The sequence below is a fragment of the Martelella sp. UBA3392 genome (assembly GCF_002358775.1).
Taxonomy (GTDB): domain Bacteria; phylum Pseudomonadota; class Alphaproteobacteria; order Rhizobiales; family Rhizobiaceae; genus Martelella; species Martelella mediterranea.
Genome location: NZ_DEPM01000122.1, coordinates 1 through 15,531 on the forward strand (window position 1 = coordinate 1; position 15,531 = coordinate 15,531).

The window sequence follows — 15,531 nt, forward strand, 5'->3', positions numbered from 1 at the left end:
ACAGGGCAAACCAGCGGATCGCGGCGCGCGCGCGGCGGGGTCGCGGCGACCGAAGAAATACTGCGCGACGGCACTCATCATGATGGCGGCCATCAGGATGACAATCGACACATGCATCGCCTCCACCGGACCGCGAAAAACGACCTGCAAGGTGTCGAGTGTCCACACGCCCCCGAACACGATCGGCAACAGCCAGAGAGCGCGGTTTGAAACCAGCCGGCGCGGATAGATCAGGAACAGCGCCAGCATGGCAACGCCGAAAACCGGGGTTCCGAAATGGTTGATGGCGGTCAGCGCGCGGAAAAGACCGCCCGGCAAGGCCAGTTCGCGCGAGGAATAGATGGCTGCGGGAAAAGCTGAGACGGGGATAGACAAGCCTGCCACCGCCAGCAGCCATGCAGCCGCATCATGACGACGCAGGCTCCAGACCCAGGCGCCGATGACAAGCGTGGCCAGCCCGGTGAGGAGTTGAACCCAGAAGACCCCGGGCAGGCTCGTGAGCGGGCGATGCGCGGCAGGCTTCACCAGAACCTTCGAGGCCTCGGGTTCCGCCGTGGTGATGGCGACAAGCTCGCGGCCGATAATCCGGCTCAAAAGCGCCTGCCGTTCGAAGAAGCGGGAAAGCGCCTTGTAGCTCTCGGCCACGTCCGGTTCCTCGATAAGGTCGCCCGGTTCGGGCATCATGTCGCCGATTGTGGCCACTGCCGCGCCCGGCGGCAGCATGCCGGCTGGCCCGTCGGATGCCACGGACTCAATGCGGACAATCGCGGACCAGTCTTCGGCGGAAAAGGTCACGCCGAGCCACGGTCGGTCAAGCGCCACAAAAAGAGCAACAAAGGCCATTACGAGCCCGCCAAGGATGGAAAGAACGAGAATCGTAAATGGCGTCAGACTCTTGAGCAACTGAGTGGCGTCTCCGTGGGGCCGATTTACTTACCTCTATATCATTGCCGCGCGGCTTCCACCTCACCTGTTCAGGTGATGCCGCTCCAGCCTGCGCTCCGCTACTTCTACGTTAGACAACATAGACTAACGTAAGGGCAATTTTCAATGACGGCGAAGATAAACAAGAGGTTTTTCCAGTCAACCGCGTTGGCCTCGCTATCGCTTCTTGCGGTAAACGCTGCTCACGCGCAGGAAGCCGCCGGCATTTTGACCATGAATGCCGCGCAGGAAATCCGTTCCTACTACGGCGATCCCGAGGATTCGACTTACTCGACGGGCCTTACCGACAGGGCTGAGATCGGCGGCCTCACCGCCGATGGCAGCGCATTCGTCGGCACGGTTTATCGCAGCTATGCGCAGAGTATCCAGAGCGGGTTTATCTGGACCGCGGCGGGCGGCGTGCAACCGGTGGGTGATCGACCCGCTAATTCGCCCCTTATCCAGGCCGAATCCTACACGTCTTCCGATATTTCCGCCGATGGCAGCGTAATCGTCGGCAAGGCTGCGGGCGCCATTTTCGGACTGGCCGGCGCGTATCGATGGAACGAGGCAGGCGGCTTCCAGTCGCTTGGCACACTTCCTGACGGCGTCTCCTCAAACGCAACGGCCGTCTCCGGGGATGGCAATGTCGTCGTCGGTTTCGACGGTTTTCTTAGCGGGGAAAGCTTCCGCTGGACCGAGGCTGGAGGCATGCAGAGCCTCGGCTTTCTGCCGGGCGGAGAGACCATAAAGACCGACCAGCCGACTGCAACCAATTATGACGGTTCGGTGGTTGTCGGCATCGCGATGACGGGCGACTACAAAAGGAACGCCTTCAGCTGGACGGAACAGACCGGAATGCAGGCGCTGCCCACGCTGGACGACAAGCTCACCGAGGCCAACGATATTTCCTGGGACGGCAGCATTATCGTAGGGAAATCCCGGAAGGGTTATTATGATCAGGCCGTTCGCTGGGTTGATGGCGAAATTCAATCGCTCGGCGGTCTCGATGGCGACGAGATATCCCTGTCTTCGGCTCTTGGCGTTTCCGGTAATGGGGCTGTCGCAGTCGGAACGCTCTACTCCTCCAGGCTTCCGCGACATCGGCATAGTGCGCGATGACGCGCCTTGGGGGTAACGTCGGCAATAGCGATGCCGGTCATGGTGGTGGACGCCAAAAGGCCAAGTTCGATGAGGTGTGCGAAGCGATTCATGGTCTGCTGCGGTATTCCAGATTATTTCAGTTTAATTAGTGTTGAGAGTTACTCGACTGCGATGCAGCAAAGGTGGATCTCCTTTCGATGTCGACGATTGCGCTCACTGGAATGTGCGCCTGGCTGTGGCCGAGCAGAACCGCCGCATAGGCACTGGCCAGATCAACAACTTCGACGCAGGCCTCGGAACAGGTGAGCAGCTTGGCCGACTGAACCAGACTGTCCTCGTCGCCATGCTGCGCGCCCGACACCATGCCAAGCACCAGGCATTCATCGCGGCACAGATGGCCGGCGCCCGGCTTGTAAAAGCGCAATGGGCAGGTTACGCAGGCCCCGAGCTGACGCACTAGGGATGCAATTGCATCCAGCGCGATTTGTCCGTCGATGGCGCCCAGCACCTTGGCGTGCGCCGACCAGGCGGCATCCCAATAGCGAGAGTCGGAGTGAGCCAAGCCCGCAATCCAATTGCGATAGCCATTGACGACAAGGTTTTCCGGCTGCTGACGCAGGTAGGCCGCTGCAGGACAGTCTCCGGTGTTGTCGTGTTCGGTTTGCGCCATATCATCCCCACGGCTTTAAACAGGAGGGTTTTCGGTAATGTATCTTTAAAGTGGAGTCAAACAGTATAGTTTAGAATGAATCCAAATTTCCCCTTCGACGACCGAAACCGGAGGCCGTCACTGGCACCACTGTTTGCCCGCATGCGCGTACGTCCGGCGCACCGCGACTACAATCGGAGAGAGCCCCGCCGCGAGGAGTGGCACTTGATCGAATGGCCCCTTGAGGAGGTCGCACCGACGAAGTACTGGCTGTCGACCCTGCCCGAGGACATCGCCTTCGATCGCCTGGTGCATCTCACCAAGATGCGCTGGCGGATCGAGCGTGATTATCTGGAACTCAAACAGGAACTTGGGCTCGGTCATTACGAGGGCCGCGGGTGGCGGGGCTTCCACCACCATGCAACGCTTTGCGTTGCAGCCTACGGAGTCCTGATCGCCGAGAGGGCGAGGATTCCCCGTCAGGACCTGCCGCCGCAACAAAGTGCGCGGCGCCTGGCGTTCCAGAAGGTCACCGACCCCGCAGCGCCGCCGATGCGGCCGGAGCGGCATGTGCCGAACTCGATCTCAACAGTCCGCCGAAGCCTCACAATAGCACTGGCGCGAAGTCTCGAACGATGTCCCTGCTGCGCAGTCCAATATCGAGATCCCGGAAACTATCAATTTTTATGACGCAGTAGGAGCAAAAAATCGTGGACCCCTATTGAACCTCTAGTTGCTATAGCTCTTACAATCATGGCCATATGATTATTTGCCGGAGATAACCCATGGCCCATGATGGACACAAACACGAACACAGCGAAGATAAACACACACACGATCATAAAAATGAGTCGGCTTGCTGCGGCTCAGGCGGCGATGCGATGTGTGGCGATATTGGTCCTGTCGGCAAGATCAATGCCGCCGGACGCAGCTTTCGGGTGAACGGGCTCGACTGCGCTGAAGAGGTGGCGATCCTGAACAAGGCGCTGGGTCCGGAAGTCGGCGGCGCCGAGCATTTGGCCTTTGACGTGATCAACGGTCGGATGACGGTTCTGGAAAGCGCCAAGCCGCTGTCCGACGATCGCATCATCCGGCTCATCGGCGGCACCGGCATGTCGGCCAAACCCTGGAATTCGGATACCGCGGCTGCCGACCAGGCGGCGCATCTGAAGCGGCAGAAGTTCTTTACCACGTTCAGCGCCGGCTTCTGGGCCGCCGGGCTGCTCTGGCATGGAATCGAGACCGGTCTGTCCGGCCTGATCGGCATCTTTTCCGATCACGGCGAGACGCCGATGCCGCTGGCCGAGATGGGGCTGTTCTTGCTGGCCATCGTCTTCGGCGCCTGGCTGGTCGCGCCCAAGGCCTGGTCCTCGGCGCGCCGGCTGTCACCTGACATGAACCTCCTGATGATCGTCGCGGTGGCCGGGGCCATCGGCCTTGGGGCGTATTTCGAGGCGGCGACGGTAGCGTTCTTCTTCTCGCTCTCGCTCTATCTCGAAAGCTGGAGCGTCGGGCGCGCGCGCAATGCCGTCGCGGCGCTGCTCGATCTCGCGCCAGCAACGGCGCGGGTGATCCGCGAAGATGGGACCGAGGAGGATATTCCCGCAGCACAAGTTGCCGTGGGCGACCGCTTTGTCGTGCGCGGCGGCGACCGGATCGCGCTGGATGGCGAAGTGGTGGAAGGCATGGGCGGCGTCGATCAGGCCCCGATCACCGGCGAAAGCGCGCTGGTGACGAAGGAGCCGGGCGACGAGGTCTATGCCGGTACGATCAATGGCGAAGGCACGCTGACCGTTCGGGCGACCAAGTTGGCGAGCGACACGGTGCTGTCCAAGATCATCCGCATGGTGGGTGATGCACATTCGCGCCGTGCCGAGGTTGAGCAATGGGTGGCCAAGTTCGCCCGCATCTACACCCCGATCGTGATGGTGCTGGCGATCCTCATCGCGCTGGCGCCGCCGCTGGTTTTCGGTGCGTCCTGGTCATTCTGGATCTACAATGCGCTGGTGCTGCTGGTCATTGCCTGCCCTTGCGCGCTGGTGATCTCCACCCCGGTGTCGATCGTCGCGGCGCTGGCTTCATCGGCGCGCAACGGCGTGCTGATCAAGGGCGGCGCCTATGTCGAGGCGCCCGCGCGGCTGACCGCACTGGCGATGGACAAGACTGGCACCATCACCATGGGCGAGCCCGAAGTGGCGGGTCTCTACCCACTCAACAATACCTCCGAGCGTGACCTTCTGGCCGCCGCCGCATCGCTTGAAGCGCGGTCGTCGCATCCGCTGGCGCGGGCCATTCTGGCGCGCGCCAAACGCGACGGCATCGCGGACAAGGCGGCCGAGGATACCCGCACCGTGGCGGGTCGCGGGGTCGAGGGGCGGCACGATGGCCGCATGATCTGGCTTGGCTCCGATCGCTTCGCCAGGGAAAAGAAGCTGGATGCCGGTATGCCACGCGACGTGGTGGACCGGATCGAGGGCGCCGGGAGCACGCTGGTGGCGGTTGGCGACGAGAGCGGTCTCCTGGGCCTGATCGAGCTGCGCGACCGGATCCGGCCCGACGCGAAGGGCATTGTCGCGAAACTGCATGCGCAAGGTGTGAAAAAGATCGTGATGCTGACCGGCGACAACGAGCGCACCGCCCGTGCGGTAGCGGCCGAGGTCGGCATCGACGAGGTGCGTGCCGAATTGCTGCCCGAAGACAAGGTCAAGGCGATCGAGGATCTGGTGGCGCAATATGATGTCGTCGCGATGATCGGCGACGGGGTGAACGACGCCCCGGCCATGGCCCGCGCGCATTTCGCCATCGCCATGGGCGCGGTCGGGTCCGACGCGGCGATCGAGACCGCCGACATCGCCCTGATGACCGACGATATCGGCAAGGTGCCGTGGCTGATCGGCCATTCGCGCCGCACGATGTGGATCATCCGCCAGAACATCGGTCTGTCGCTGGCGACCAAAGCCGCCTTCGTGGGCTTGACCGCCTTCGGCATGGCCACCATGTGGGGAGCGATCGCCGCCGATGTCGGCGTGTCGCTGATCGTGGTCGCCAACGCGCTCAGGCTGTTGCGCGCCAAGGGTCAGGGCCCGGCGGCGCCGCGCGGCGGCGAACGGGTCGGCGAGGGCATGGCAAAAGGAGCCTTGGCCCATGGCCATTGAACTTGAACCAAAGGATTCCGAGCGGAAAAAGGAAAAGGTGAGATCCATGTTGTGCCCGGTTTGTAAAGTACCTCTGACCATGTCGGAACGGCAGGGGGTCGAAATTGACTATTGTTCAGATTGCCGGGGCGTTTGGCTCGACCGGGGCGAACTGGACAAGATTATAGAGCGGAGCGCGGCCGAAATGGCGCCACCGCCGCCACAATCCACGCCCGAACCCGATCCGCGCGGCTACGACAATGATGACTACGGCCGGCGCGGTGGCTATGGCAAGCACGGCGGCCAGGGCAAGCACGGTGGTTATCGCCGCAAATCTTGGTTGCACGATCTGTTCGACTAACGCAGTCCCCTTGGCCAAAAAAACGCGAACGGGCAAACGGTGTCTGCCCGAGACAACAGGAGACGCCGGCAATGGGCGCAGGACATGCGGAAACGACCACCAGGGCAGCCGGCTCCGCCGCCGGGCGTCACAGCGGCAGCCTGAAATGGGCGCTGGCAATGACCTCGACTTTTCTGGTGGTCGAGGTCATTGGCGGGTTCTGGACCGGCAGCCTGGCGCTGCTGGCCGATGCTGCGCACATGCTCACCGATGTGGGCGGGCTGACGCTGGCGCTGATCGCGATCCGTTTCGCGGCACTACCCGCCACGCCGGAAAAGACCTTCGGCTACGTGCGGATGGAGGTGCTGTCGGCGCTGGCCAACGCGGTCGTGCTGCTGCTGCTGACGGTCTACATCCTGTATGAGGCTTATCAGCGGTTCCTCGCCCCGCCCGAGATCCTCAGCGGGCCGATGCTGGTGGTGGCGGTCGTGGGCCTTGCGGTCAATCTCGTCTCGATGCGGCTGCTGCATGCCGGATCGAAGGAAAGCCTGAACCTGAAGGGCGCCTATTTCGAGGTGCTGGCCGACATGCTGGGCTCGGTCGGGGTGATCCTGGCGGCGCTGGTGATCATGTTCACCGGCTGGACCCTGGCCGATCCGATCATCGGCGCGGGCATTGGCCTCTTCATCGTGCCGCGCACCTGGATCCTGCTGAAAAGCGCTATCAACATCCTGATGGAGGGCACCCCTCCCGAGGTCGACATAAGCCTGCTGGAGCGGCGGCTTCTCGGCCTGCCCGGCGTGACCGAAGTGCATGATCTGCACGTCTGGACGCTGACCTCGGGTCTCGATTCGCTAAGCTGTCATCTGGTCGTAAAGGACATGGCGCGCGGTCGCGAAACCCTGCTGACCGCGCAAAAGGCGATGCGCGAGGACTTCGGTCTCAGCCATTGCACGATACAGGTCGAAGACGCGGCGCTGAGGGCGGCTGAGGGCGAGGGCGAGGGCGAGAAGCATTGAGCAGACCTGTTCCGGGTTGCAAAGGAGAATGAAATGGGCAAGCACCGATATCGGTCCGAGGGGCGCGGACCCGACCGCGACGATCGGCCCGCCTATCGCGGCGAACGCGATCTTCCACGCCGCGACGGGTTTCCGGACCGTCCCCGCGTTCCCATGGGTGTGATACTGATTGGTATCGCCCTCTGGTCGGCGCTGGCCTTTGGCGCCTTCGTTCTGGTCGATCCGGTGCTGGCCTGGTTCGGCGGCGCCGTCGGCCCGCTGGCCGATGCAGGCACCGGGGCCGCCCGCTGGTTCGGGCTGGGGCAGCAGGCAGCGGCCCTGCGTGATGTTGCCAATGTCGATGGGCTGGCGGGTGGATTGATCGGACTGGTTCGCACCGTGGCCAAACCGGCGATCGTCATTCTATGGGCATTGGGCAGCCTGGCGCTTCTGGCGGCACCGGCGATCCTGTCGCGCCTCCGCGGAGGGCTCCGGGCATCCCGGCACTGATCGGGGCCCGGCGCGCCGTCACGACTTCGCGGGACTCCGGGCCCCGTGAGTGGCGAAACTCCGACAGCAGCAACCCGACGCCGCCGAGCGATCTTGCCGCGCTGATGGCATAGGCCCGGCCGCATCGGCTGCGAGGAACGGCACATCGACGATGATTTTGCCACCATCGTATAGGATCAATCGGAAGGGCAGGATTTCGCGTTCGACAAGCGGTGTCTTTAGGTCGATTATAGCGGGGCATTCTCAGCCCTTTTCTGCATCCTTGCGCGTCAGCCAAGTGAGACAACGAAAACGCCCGTCCCGATGGCAAGGCCGAACATCGTCAGGGCGGTGAAGCCGAGGAGAAGGCCAAGCCGCTTGCTCGATGGCGACACGAGCGTGCGATCTCCGGTCCCTTGGCCCCGGGCGTCGTATTCCGGTCCGGCATAGCCGTAACCCTGGCGAAGGCGCTTTTCCTCCGTCAGGTTCCAGTCGTGGATGACGATGGCGATTGCGATGACTATCATCATGCTTGCAGGCACCCAGAGGATGAATCCGCCCGCGTTCTCGTCGGTGAGCGGCGCGATGCCGAAGAGCCGCCCCTCGATGTCGTAGGCGGTGTAAAGAACGGTGGTCTTGAACACCGTGATCGCACCCAGGATGATGTTCGATACGATCGTCGCGAAGAGCAGCAGAATGCGCAGAAGGTGCGGAGGCGCGGACGGTACGTCGCGCCTGCCGAAGACCATTGCGAAAAACAGAAGGCCAGCGGCCAGCATCGTCAGGTGCATCAGCCAATGAATCAACGGGTTGAGTAGGGCGGCGTTGTGAACCAGCGGGATCTGCCAGACATAGAGCGACAATACGAACAGGACAAAGGCCACAAGCGGGCGGGTAAGCAGATTGTATGCGGACGCCAACGCGCCGCTCTTCATCAGTGGAGCCGCCACTCCGCGGCGCGCACGTTTCGGCAGGCCGGCGACAAGCACGCCCTGCGGGCGTGCCAGAACGACCAGCATTGGCCCTATCATGCGCAACAGCAGATGCTGGATCTGATGCGCCAGGAACAGCCGCTCGCCCATCGGGTCGATCGGCGATTGCAACGACAGAAAAAGCGTCAGCATGCCCGTCGCAAACAGCACGTGCCGGACGATCGACACCGGTCGCGCCACCGACCGCCGCCGAAACGCACCGCGTGCGTAGACCGCCAGAATCAGCAGAATCGGGCCGCTGATTTCGGGCGTCAGGCTCCAGGCAAACCAGACGGCGCCAGCGGTTAGGCCTTCGCCGCCATGGGCAAGAGCGGCTTCAGGAGCCAATGCAGTCGCCGCAAATGCGAGAGCGCCCCACAACCGGAGAGGCGGCGGCATTCCGCCGGGAGGAGTTGAATCGGTTCTCACGTCGAAATCCTGCGGTTAGAGCGCGTAGACGATCGTGGAAACGGTGATCATCACGGTTGCGAACATCGCCGCCGAAATCAGCGCCAGAGTCCATCCCATGCGGCGGTTGGGATCGGCGACCTTGAGGCGCAGTTCATATGCGGTTTCGGGAAATTCGAGCATTGCGGCGTTCGATCCGGTCCAGTTGTGGCGATCGTTCCAGCGCCGGACCTCGGCCGCGTTCCATCCGTTAAAAACCAGCATGATCGCCGCGAGGATGACCATCGACGAGGGCACCCAGATCGTAAAGCCGCCCGCCATTTCGTCGGTCAGTGGCGCAAAACCCCAGAGCCGCCCGGCCATATCATAGCCGGAATAGAGCACGGCCTCTTTCAACGTCGTAAGCGAGCCGAGAAGGATGTTCGACAGTATGACACCCAAGAGCGCCAGTAGCCGCAGGCTCTGGGTCGCGCCCTCGGGCGCGTCGCGCCGGTCGAGCACGACGGCGAAGAAGAGCAGACCCGCCAGCGCCATGCCCATATGCGCCACCAGCGCCAGTGGCGGCGCTGCAAGGGCGGCGTTGTGCAGTGCGGGCGCCTGCCAGAGATAGAGCGAGGCGACCAGCAAGGCGAAACTGACGTCGAGGCGGGTCAGAACGCGCACCACCCATCGGACGGCGGGGCGGTGGCCGAACCGCCTCAACCCGCGCCGCAAACCGTGCGGAAGCCCTGCGCGCAGGACCGGCCAGGGGTAGGCAAGAATGATGAGCATCGGTCCGAGCAGCCGGATCAGGAGGTGCTGCACCTGATGCGCAAAAAACAGGCCATGCCCGGCGGTCGCCAGCGGGCCGTTGAAGGCAAACACCAGAAGCGCCGCTCCGGCCGCGACCAATGTATGCCGGACTACACCCACGCGCTCGCGCATCAGCCTCGGACGGGTCGCACCGCGCAGATACAGCCAGATCGCCCCGGCGAGTGTCGCCAGAACAAACGGCGAGAGCGCCGGACCGAAGGGATCGAAACTTGCGGCGGTCACGGCGCCTCCAGAACGGGGTTTCGGACGATTTTGGCAAAGTGCACTTCGCCGCCCGCGATCCCCAACCCAGGACCAGAAGTCGTGAGGCTCCAATCCAGGCTTCGGTCAATTGGTCGTGGCGGGTGCTTTCGCCAGCGGTTAGGATCGAGAACGCTCAAGAACCCGGATAAGATGCATAGACTTCCGCGCCACCGTCCAGATTGACCAGCATCACGTCGTAGGCTTCAAGCTCGTCACCATTTTCCATGCCCGGCGAACCGGTCGGCATGCCAGGGGTCGCGATGCCCAGGGCTGCCGGGCGTTCATTCAGCAGGCGCGTGATTTCACTGACAGGCACATGGCCTTCGACAGTGTATCCGCTAACACTGGCGGTGTGACAGGCCCAGAGATCGCCGGGCAAACCCGATGCCTCCTTGGCGGCATTGAGTGTGTCGCCCGAGACATTCTGCACATTCACAGTGAAGCCCGCCTCCGGCATTCGCGCCACCCAGCCGCCGCACCAACCGCTGGACTCATGTATCAGCACGTCGGCTACGTGGGCGCCGTGCCCCTGTGCGTTCGCAAGTGTCACAGCCCCCAATAGCACTCCTGCCGCTGGTAAGATTTTTTTCATTGCTCTCCAATATGCGAACCCGGCGCTCTCCAATATGCGAACCCGGCGCGGAAAACCACGCTGTCGCGCCACTTGCTACAACCTCTAGCACCTTAGGTTCAAGTGCTCAAAGCTTCGTGCGCCGGAATGTCGCGGACCCGTTATACCACCCGGCTCTGTATCTGACTCAAAAGGGCTTTTCAAAACGTCGCACCAGGAAACTCGCCCAAACTCAACCCCGAACAACGTGCAGAGCCTGTCTGATTCCGCGCACCAACCGCTCTCTGAAAATGCCGGACTTTATCCCGGTATTTTTGTGTTCGTGGGCCGCTTCTCGATCCTCATGTCGACCGGGGAGAAGGAGATCCCGCACGCCGGCACCTATCTGGAGATCGATCCGCATTCGCGGCTGGCCTTCACCTGGGAATCGCCGCATTCGCTCGACGACAGCGTCGTCACCATTGATTTCGCAGAGCCCGAACCCGGCGTCACCGAAGTCACGCTGCATCAGGTGAAATTCCACAGCGAGGAAGCGCGGGACAGCCATAGGGGGCGGCTGGACCGCAATTCTGGAATGCCTTGAGGCCGCCGTCGGCTGACGGGCGCATGCGCCGGGCGGGACCGAACCGGTTTCGCCCGGCGTGATCGGCCGTCGCAATTTGCCCGATGGCCACCGCAGACCGCCGCCGGCTGAGCAGCCTGCCGTTTTCCGGCCCCATTTTAACGCAGGATTTGAGGTCGGTTGCGGACGTGAAAACATAAATGTGATCCGTCCGCCGCCATGCCAGGTGGACACACGCCGCCAAAAGGATTATGTCGACACCATGAGCATCCGGTTCCGTCTCGCAGCGATGTGCCTCGCGCTTGCCTTTTTGGGTGGGTCGGTCGCCCATGGCGTGACGGGAACCGCGATGGCTTTGGAGATGGCGAGCGCCGTGTCAATGGATGCTTCCTCCGACGCAAAGTGTTCCGCATGCGTTGACGAAACCGATGTGTAAGGTGCGGTTACCCGTGGGACATCTCGATTTCCAGTTATAGCTTTTCTCTGAGTGCTTCGTAAGGCGTTTTGCCGTTGTGCGCGCCGTGCGGCCTGTGGAAATTGTAGAAGCGCTCCCATTCGTCCAGTTTGGCTTCGAGATCGACGTCGCCTTTGTAGCTGAGGAGTTGATAGAACTCCTGTCCATCCGATCTATGCGACCGTTCGACTTTGCCATTCAATTGCGGTGTGCCGCGTTTGATATATGCATGCCGGATGCCAAGGTCTTCGACGTGCCAATGGAACTTCGCCTGGAACTCATGTCCGTTGTCCGTGCGGATTTCCCGGATCCTGAACGGGAATTTTTCGATGATGTGATCAACGAAGTCGATCGCGTTGGCTTGGGTGTGTCTTTCATAGACTTTGAGCGCCCGCACACGCGTCGCATCATCAATCGCGGTATATTGGAAACGCCGTACTTTTTCGCCCTTTTGTCCGATGAATGTCAGGAACTTGACGTCCATCTGGATGTGGTGTCCGGGAACCTGTTTCTGATACCGCTTTGTGTGAACCTTGCGCATCCTTGTTCCCCGCGGCAGCCGGTTTAGCCCATGGCGGCGCAAAATGCGCGAAACGGTGGCGTCAGACATCTTGATGTCGTGGTAACGCGTAAGATACCAAACAATCCGCATCGGGCCGAGGTGATATTTGCGGCGCAGATAAAGCACCTTTTCTTCACGCTCAGGTGGCGTTCTATTTGCATGCCACTTGGGGATCGGCGGTGCATTGATCAGGCCAGCCTCTCCGCGTTCAGCATAAGCTTGGCGCCAACGATAGAAACTTGAACGGCCAACACCAAAGTAGCGGCACGCTTTCACAACGCTACCAATTTGACCGGCGTACCGTAGTATCCGCAATTTGCGCTGTATCTCGCGCTGATCCCTGTTCATAAACATCTCCTTCTTCCCAAATATGGGAGGTTATAGGAAATGTCCCGCGAGTAACGGCATATCTACACTCCTTGAGGATGCGGACCTCGCGCCGAAGCCGATCATTCTCCTGTGCGAGGCTCAGATCCTCTTTCGACACCACATCAGTATCTCGATGCGCGGTGATCCATTTGTTCAGCGTCGACATGCCGACACCCAGATCATCAGCGACCTGTTTACGTGTAAGCCCACTGGTCAGCGCGATACGCACCGCATCTTGGCGAAATTCGTCCGTCCGTTTCAGTCCCATAGTTCGTCTCCTTTGTTGCAGTAAATGCTATCAAAGGAGCGGCATCAAACCGCGACAAGTCCAATTGGTGGAGGTTCAAGCACTCGCGTGACCTCGCACCATTAGGGTTCTGTCATCTCAGAGGCGTTCCTCTATGAGAGAACGGCGGCGTAAATAGGTTCATTTTTGCTATGCGATGATCAACCGTGTGTAGGCCAAGCGCGATGCTCGTCGTCGATTACAAAAAGGTGACGATGCCGTTTCCCAACAGCCTGATATTCCCGCAGATGCGGATGATCAGGCGAAAGATCGTTGTGGTCATGTACCAGCTCGTTCGTGTCACCAGATGGCCATAAGAAGATCGCGCTAACTGATCCAATCAATGCAATGAACCCTAAAATGATCATTGCTGCAGCCAGTCCAAAAGCCTGTCCTGCCCACCCTGCTATTGGATAGGTCAAGAGCCAACAGGCGTGGGATAAGGCAAACTGTGCCGAAAAAATGGATGGCCTATCTTCGGCGTGTGCAGAAATTCTGAGCAGTCGGCCAGAGGGTGTGAGTATTGCCGAATACAGCGCCCCACTTACAGCCCAAGCGAATAGAAAAAACTCCCATCGAGACAAACCATTGATTAGCACGTAGAATGCATGGCCAATGGTGAGCGCGGTCAGAAGAAATGCTGCTACAATCATGAGCGTTCGATCAACAATGAGGTCGAGAAGCCGTGGAAGCAAAAGCGCAGCCAACATCGAGCCGCCGCCAAATGCCATGAGAGCGTATGCAACATCCTTTTGACTTGCTCCATAGCCTGCTTGGACAATCACTACGGTGTTCACGATGACAAAAGCACCAGCCGCTGCCGCTGCTAAGTTCAAAGCGAGCAGCCCTCGTAAGCGTGGTGTGGCTAGATAGATCCTCGATCCTCTTGTCAGTCGTTCAAGAAATGGCCTGGGTTTTTCACGTTGAATGGCCAACGGAATACTCGTTATCGAGACAAGCACTGCGGAAGCGACAAAGCCAATCAGAGTGCCACCAAATAGCCAATGATAACTCATGAAAGTTAGAAGGAGTCCTGCGAGGGCAGGACTTATCAGGTTCTCGAGATCGTAGGCGAGCCGCGAGAGCGATAGAGCCTTGGTGTAATCCTTCTCATCTTTCAGAATGTCAGGAATAATCGCCTGAAATGCGGGTGTGAACGTAGCCGAGGCGGCCTGTAGCACAAAAATCAGCAAGTAGATTTGCCAGATGGCGTCGATAAAGGGCAGAAGCAAGGCCACCGCTGCGCGAACAAGATCAGCACCTATCAACACCGCTTTGCGGGGGAATTTCTCAGAAACAGCATTTGCTACTGGCGCGAGAGCTACATAGGCCATCATTTTGATGGCAAAAGCGGTTCCCAAGACGGCTCCTGCTCTGTCGCCTGCAAGATCAAAAGCAAGCAGGCCTAAGGCAACGGTCAACAGGCCCGTTCCCAGCAAGGCGATGACCTGCGCCGAAAATAAGCGGGCGTAGGTGGGATGTTTGAGAACCTCGATCATTTGGGCAGCCTTCGTGTTCAAGCACCTCCGACACTAATCGTCGGAGGTGCAGTTTTGTCGTTCATATTTGTACACAACGATATCGCTGTATGCGCCACGAACTGACAGCGCGTAGAAATACATGTAGTGGACCAAGCGGCGATCAACAAATCGCCGCCAAGGACGATCAACAACCGCGGATAGAAACAGTCCAGAAATAAGAAAGAAATCTGGCATTCTGAGAGCCCGATTCAAAAGTTATTCATTGATCGCAATGCCTTGCCAGCCGCCGCATGAGAATGCGGATATGGGCGATGAGGGTCCATGCTGTTGAACTCTGGATGGATTTCTCCCAGTCCTTGGCCAGCCTACGGGACCTCCCCAGCCATGCGAACGTGCGTTCGACAACCCAACGGCGGGGAAGCACTTTGAAGCCCTTCTGGTCGTCGCAGCGCCTGACAACTTCGATCGTCCAATCGCCATTGCCCGTCAGCGACTGTCTCAGCTTGTCACCCGCATATCCACCGTCTGCAAAGATGTGCCGCAAGAACGGATAGAAGCGGCGGATCGATTGTAGCGTCGGCACCGCCCCGTCGCGATCCTGAACTGCAGCGCTATGCACCAGCAATCCGACCATGAATCCGTTGGTGTCAGTCACAATATGACGCTTGCGCCCTTTGGTTTTCTTGCCCGCGTCGTACCCACAAACGCCTCCACTTTCAGTGGTTTTTACACTCTGACTGTCGATGATCCCGGCACTCGGACACGGTTCCTTGCCCTCAAGTTCCCGCGCCACCTGCACCAGCGCAAAGTTCATCAGCGCCAACGTTCCATCGTTGCGCCAGCGGTAGAAATAACCCCGTACCGTGGAAACAGGCGGGAAATCCTTCGGCAGCATTCGCCATGGGATGCCGCCGCCAGCGATGTAGAGAATTGCGTTCATCACCTCGCGCATGTCGCTCGTGCGGGGCCGGCCACCCGGCCGCGAGCGCGGAACCAGCGGTGACACCACAGCCCACTCGGCGTCCGTCAAATCGGTTGGATAGCGGTCGGATTTGCGGTTATGCTCAGCGCGGGTGATATCAGTCCAGGACATAGTGGCCTCCATCGAATCTTTGACAATCCGACGGAATCACATCCCACTGATATCACTCAATAACTTTCAGATCGGGCTCT

The 15,531-nt window shown here is 60.3% G+C and carries 13 protein-coding genes and 4 pseudogenes; 7 read left to right on the plus strand and 10 right to left on the minus strand.

Annotated elements, in window-relative coordinates:
• Positions 1-843: pseudogene (locus B4E36_RS08930) on the minus strand (histidine kinase); the annotation flags it as partial.
• A 309-nt stretch (positions 844-1,152) separates the two neighbouring features.
• Between B4E36_RS08930 and B4E36_RS08935 the strand changes: the two are divergent.
• A complete protein-coding gene (locus tag B4E36_RS08935; protein ID WP_345900255.1) occupies positions 1,153-2,046 on the plus strand; it encodes a hypothetical protein in 894 nt (297 codons plus the stop codon).
• A 127-nt stretch (positions 2,047-2,173) separates the two neighbouring features.
• Here B4E36_RS08935 and B4E36_RS08940 read toward each other — a convergent pair whose 3' ends face one another.
• Positions 2,174-2,698 carry a hypothetical protein gene (locus tag B4E36_RS08940; RefSeq protein ID WP_292057114.1) on the minus strand — a complete coding sequence of 175 codons (525 nt, stop codon included), beginning with the start codon at positions 2,696-2,698 and terminating at the stop codon, positions 2,174-2,176.
• 120 nt (positions 2,699-2,818) lie between these two features.
• Between B4E36_RS08940 and B4E36_RS08945 the strand changes: the two are divergent.
• From B4E36_RS08945 to B4E36_RS08965, 5 genes and pseudogenes are all read left to right on the plus strand, one after another.
• Positions 2,819-3,228: pseudogene (locus B4E36_RS08945) on the plus strand (IS701 family transposase); the annotation flags it as partial.
• 330 nt (positions 3,229-3,558) lie between these two features.
• Positions 3,559-5,832, plus strand: a complete 2,274-nt coding sequence (locus B4E36_RS08950; RefSeq protein WP_292057116.1) for a heavy metal translocating P-type ATPase — start codon at positions 3,559-3,561, stop codon at positions 5,830-5,832.
• Positions 5,822-6,172 carry a zf-TFIIB domain-containing protein gene (locus B4E36_RS08955; RefSeq protein ID WP_292057118.1) on the plus strand — a complete coding sequence of 117 codons (351 nt, stop codon included), beginning with the start codon at positions 5,822-5,824 and terminating at the stop codon, positions 6,170-6,172. The genes B4E36_RS08950 and B4E36_RS08955 overlap by 11 nt, the downstream gene beginning before the upstream one ends.
• Positions 6,173-6,243: 71 nt before the next feature.
• Complete coding sequence (locus B4E36_RS08960) at positions 6,244-7,170, plus strand: cation diffusion facilitator family transporter (RefSeq protein WP_292057121.1); 927 nt, start codon at positions 6,244-6,246, stop codon at positions 7,168-7,170.
• A 33-nt stretch (positions 7,171-7,203) separates the two neighbouring features.
• Positions 7,204-7,659 (plus strand): hypothetical protein, encoded by a 456-nt coding sequence (locus tag B4E36_RS08965; RefSeq protein ID WP_292057122.1) that lies wholly within the window; start codon positions 7,204-7,206, stop codon positions 7,657-7,659.
• A gap of 269 nt (positions 7,660-7,928) precedes the next feature.
• Here the strand turns inward: B4E36_RS08965 and B4E36_RS08970 are convergent, their stop codons facing one another.
• From B4E36_RS08970 to B4E36_RS08980, 3 genes are all read right to left on the minus strand, one after another.
• A complete protein-coding gene (locus B4E36_RS08970; protein ID WP_345900257.1) occupies positions 7,929-9,008 on the minus strand; it encodes a cytochrome c oxidase assembly protein in 1,080 nt (359 codons plus the stop codon).
• A 45-nt stretch (positions 9,009-9,053) separates the two neighbouring features.
• A complete protein-coding gene (locus B4E36_RS08975; protein ID WP_292057125.1) occupies positions 9,054-10,052 on the minus strand; it encodes a cytochrome c oxidase assembly protein in 999 nt (332 codons plus the stop codon).
• 154 nt (positions 10,053-10,206) lie between these two features.
• Positions 10,207-10,665: a DUF411 domain-containing protein gene (locus B4E36_RS08980; RefSeq protein WP_345900256.1), complete on the minus strand. Its 459-nt coding sequence runs from the start codon at positions 10,663-10,665 to the stop codon at positions 10,207-10,209.
• 226 nt (positions 10,666-10,891) lie between these two features.
• Between B4E36_RS08980 and B4E36_RS08985 the strand changes: the two genes are divergently transcribed.
• On the plus strand, positions 10,892-11,227 hold the full coding sequence (locus B4E36_RS08985; protein WP_292057129.1) for an SRPBCC family protein: 336 nt from the start codon (positions 10,892-10,894) through the stop codon (positions 11,225-11,227).
• Between the two features lie 449 nt (positions 11,228-11,676).
• Here B4E36_RS08985 and B4E36_RS08990 read toward each other — a convergent pair whose 3' ends face one another.
• The 5 genes and pseudogenes from B4E36_RS08990 to B4E36_RS09010 all read right to left on the minus strand — a co-directional run bounded on the left by B4E36_RS08990 (position 11,677) and on the right by B4E36_RS09010 (position 15,451).
• Positions 11,677-12,570 (minus strand): IS481 family transposase, encoded by an 894-nt coding sequence (locus B4E36_RS08990; protein WP_292057131.1) that lies wholly within the window; start codon positions 12,568-12,570, stop codon positions 11,677-11,679.
• Between the two features lie 61 nt (positions 12,571-12,631).
• Positions 12,632-12,859: pseudogene (locus B4E36_RS08995) on the minus strand (transposase); the annotation flags it as partial.
• Positions 12,860-13,038: 179 nt separating this feature from the next.
• On the minus strand, positions 13,039-14,376 hold the full coding sequence (locus B4E36_RS09000; protein ID WP_292057134.1) for an MFS transporter: 1,338 nt from the start codon (positions 14,374-14,376) through the stop codon (positions 13,039-13,041).
• A gap of 105 nt (positions 14,377-14,481) precedes the next feature.
• A pseudogene (locus B4E36_RS09005) lies at positions 14,482-14,604 on the minus strand (acyltransferase); the annotation flags it as partial.
• A gap of 13 nt (positions 14,605-14,617) precedes the next feature.
• Entirely contained in the window at positions 14,618-15,451 is an 834-nt protein-coding gene (locus tag B4E36_RS09010; protein WP_292057136.1) for an IS5 family transposase, read from the minus strand.
• Positions 15,452-15,531: the final 80 nt, after the last annotated feature.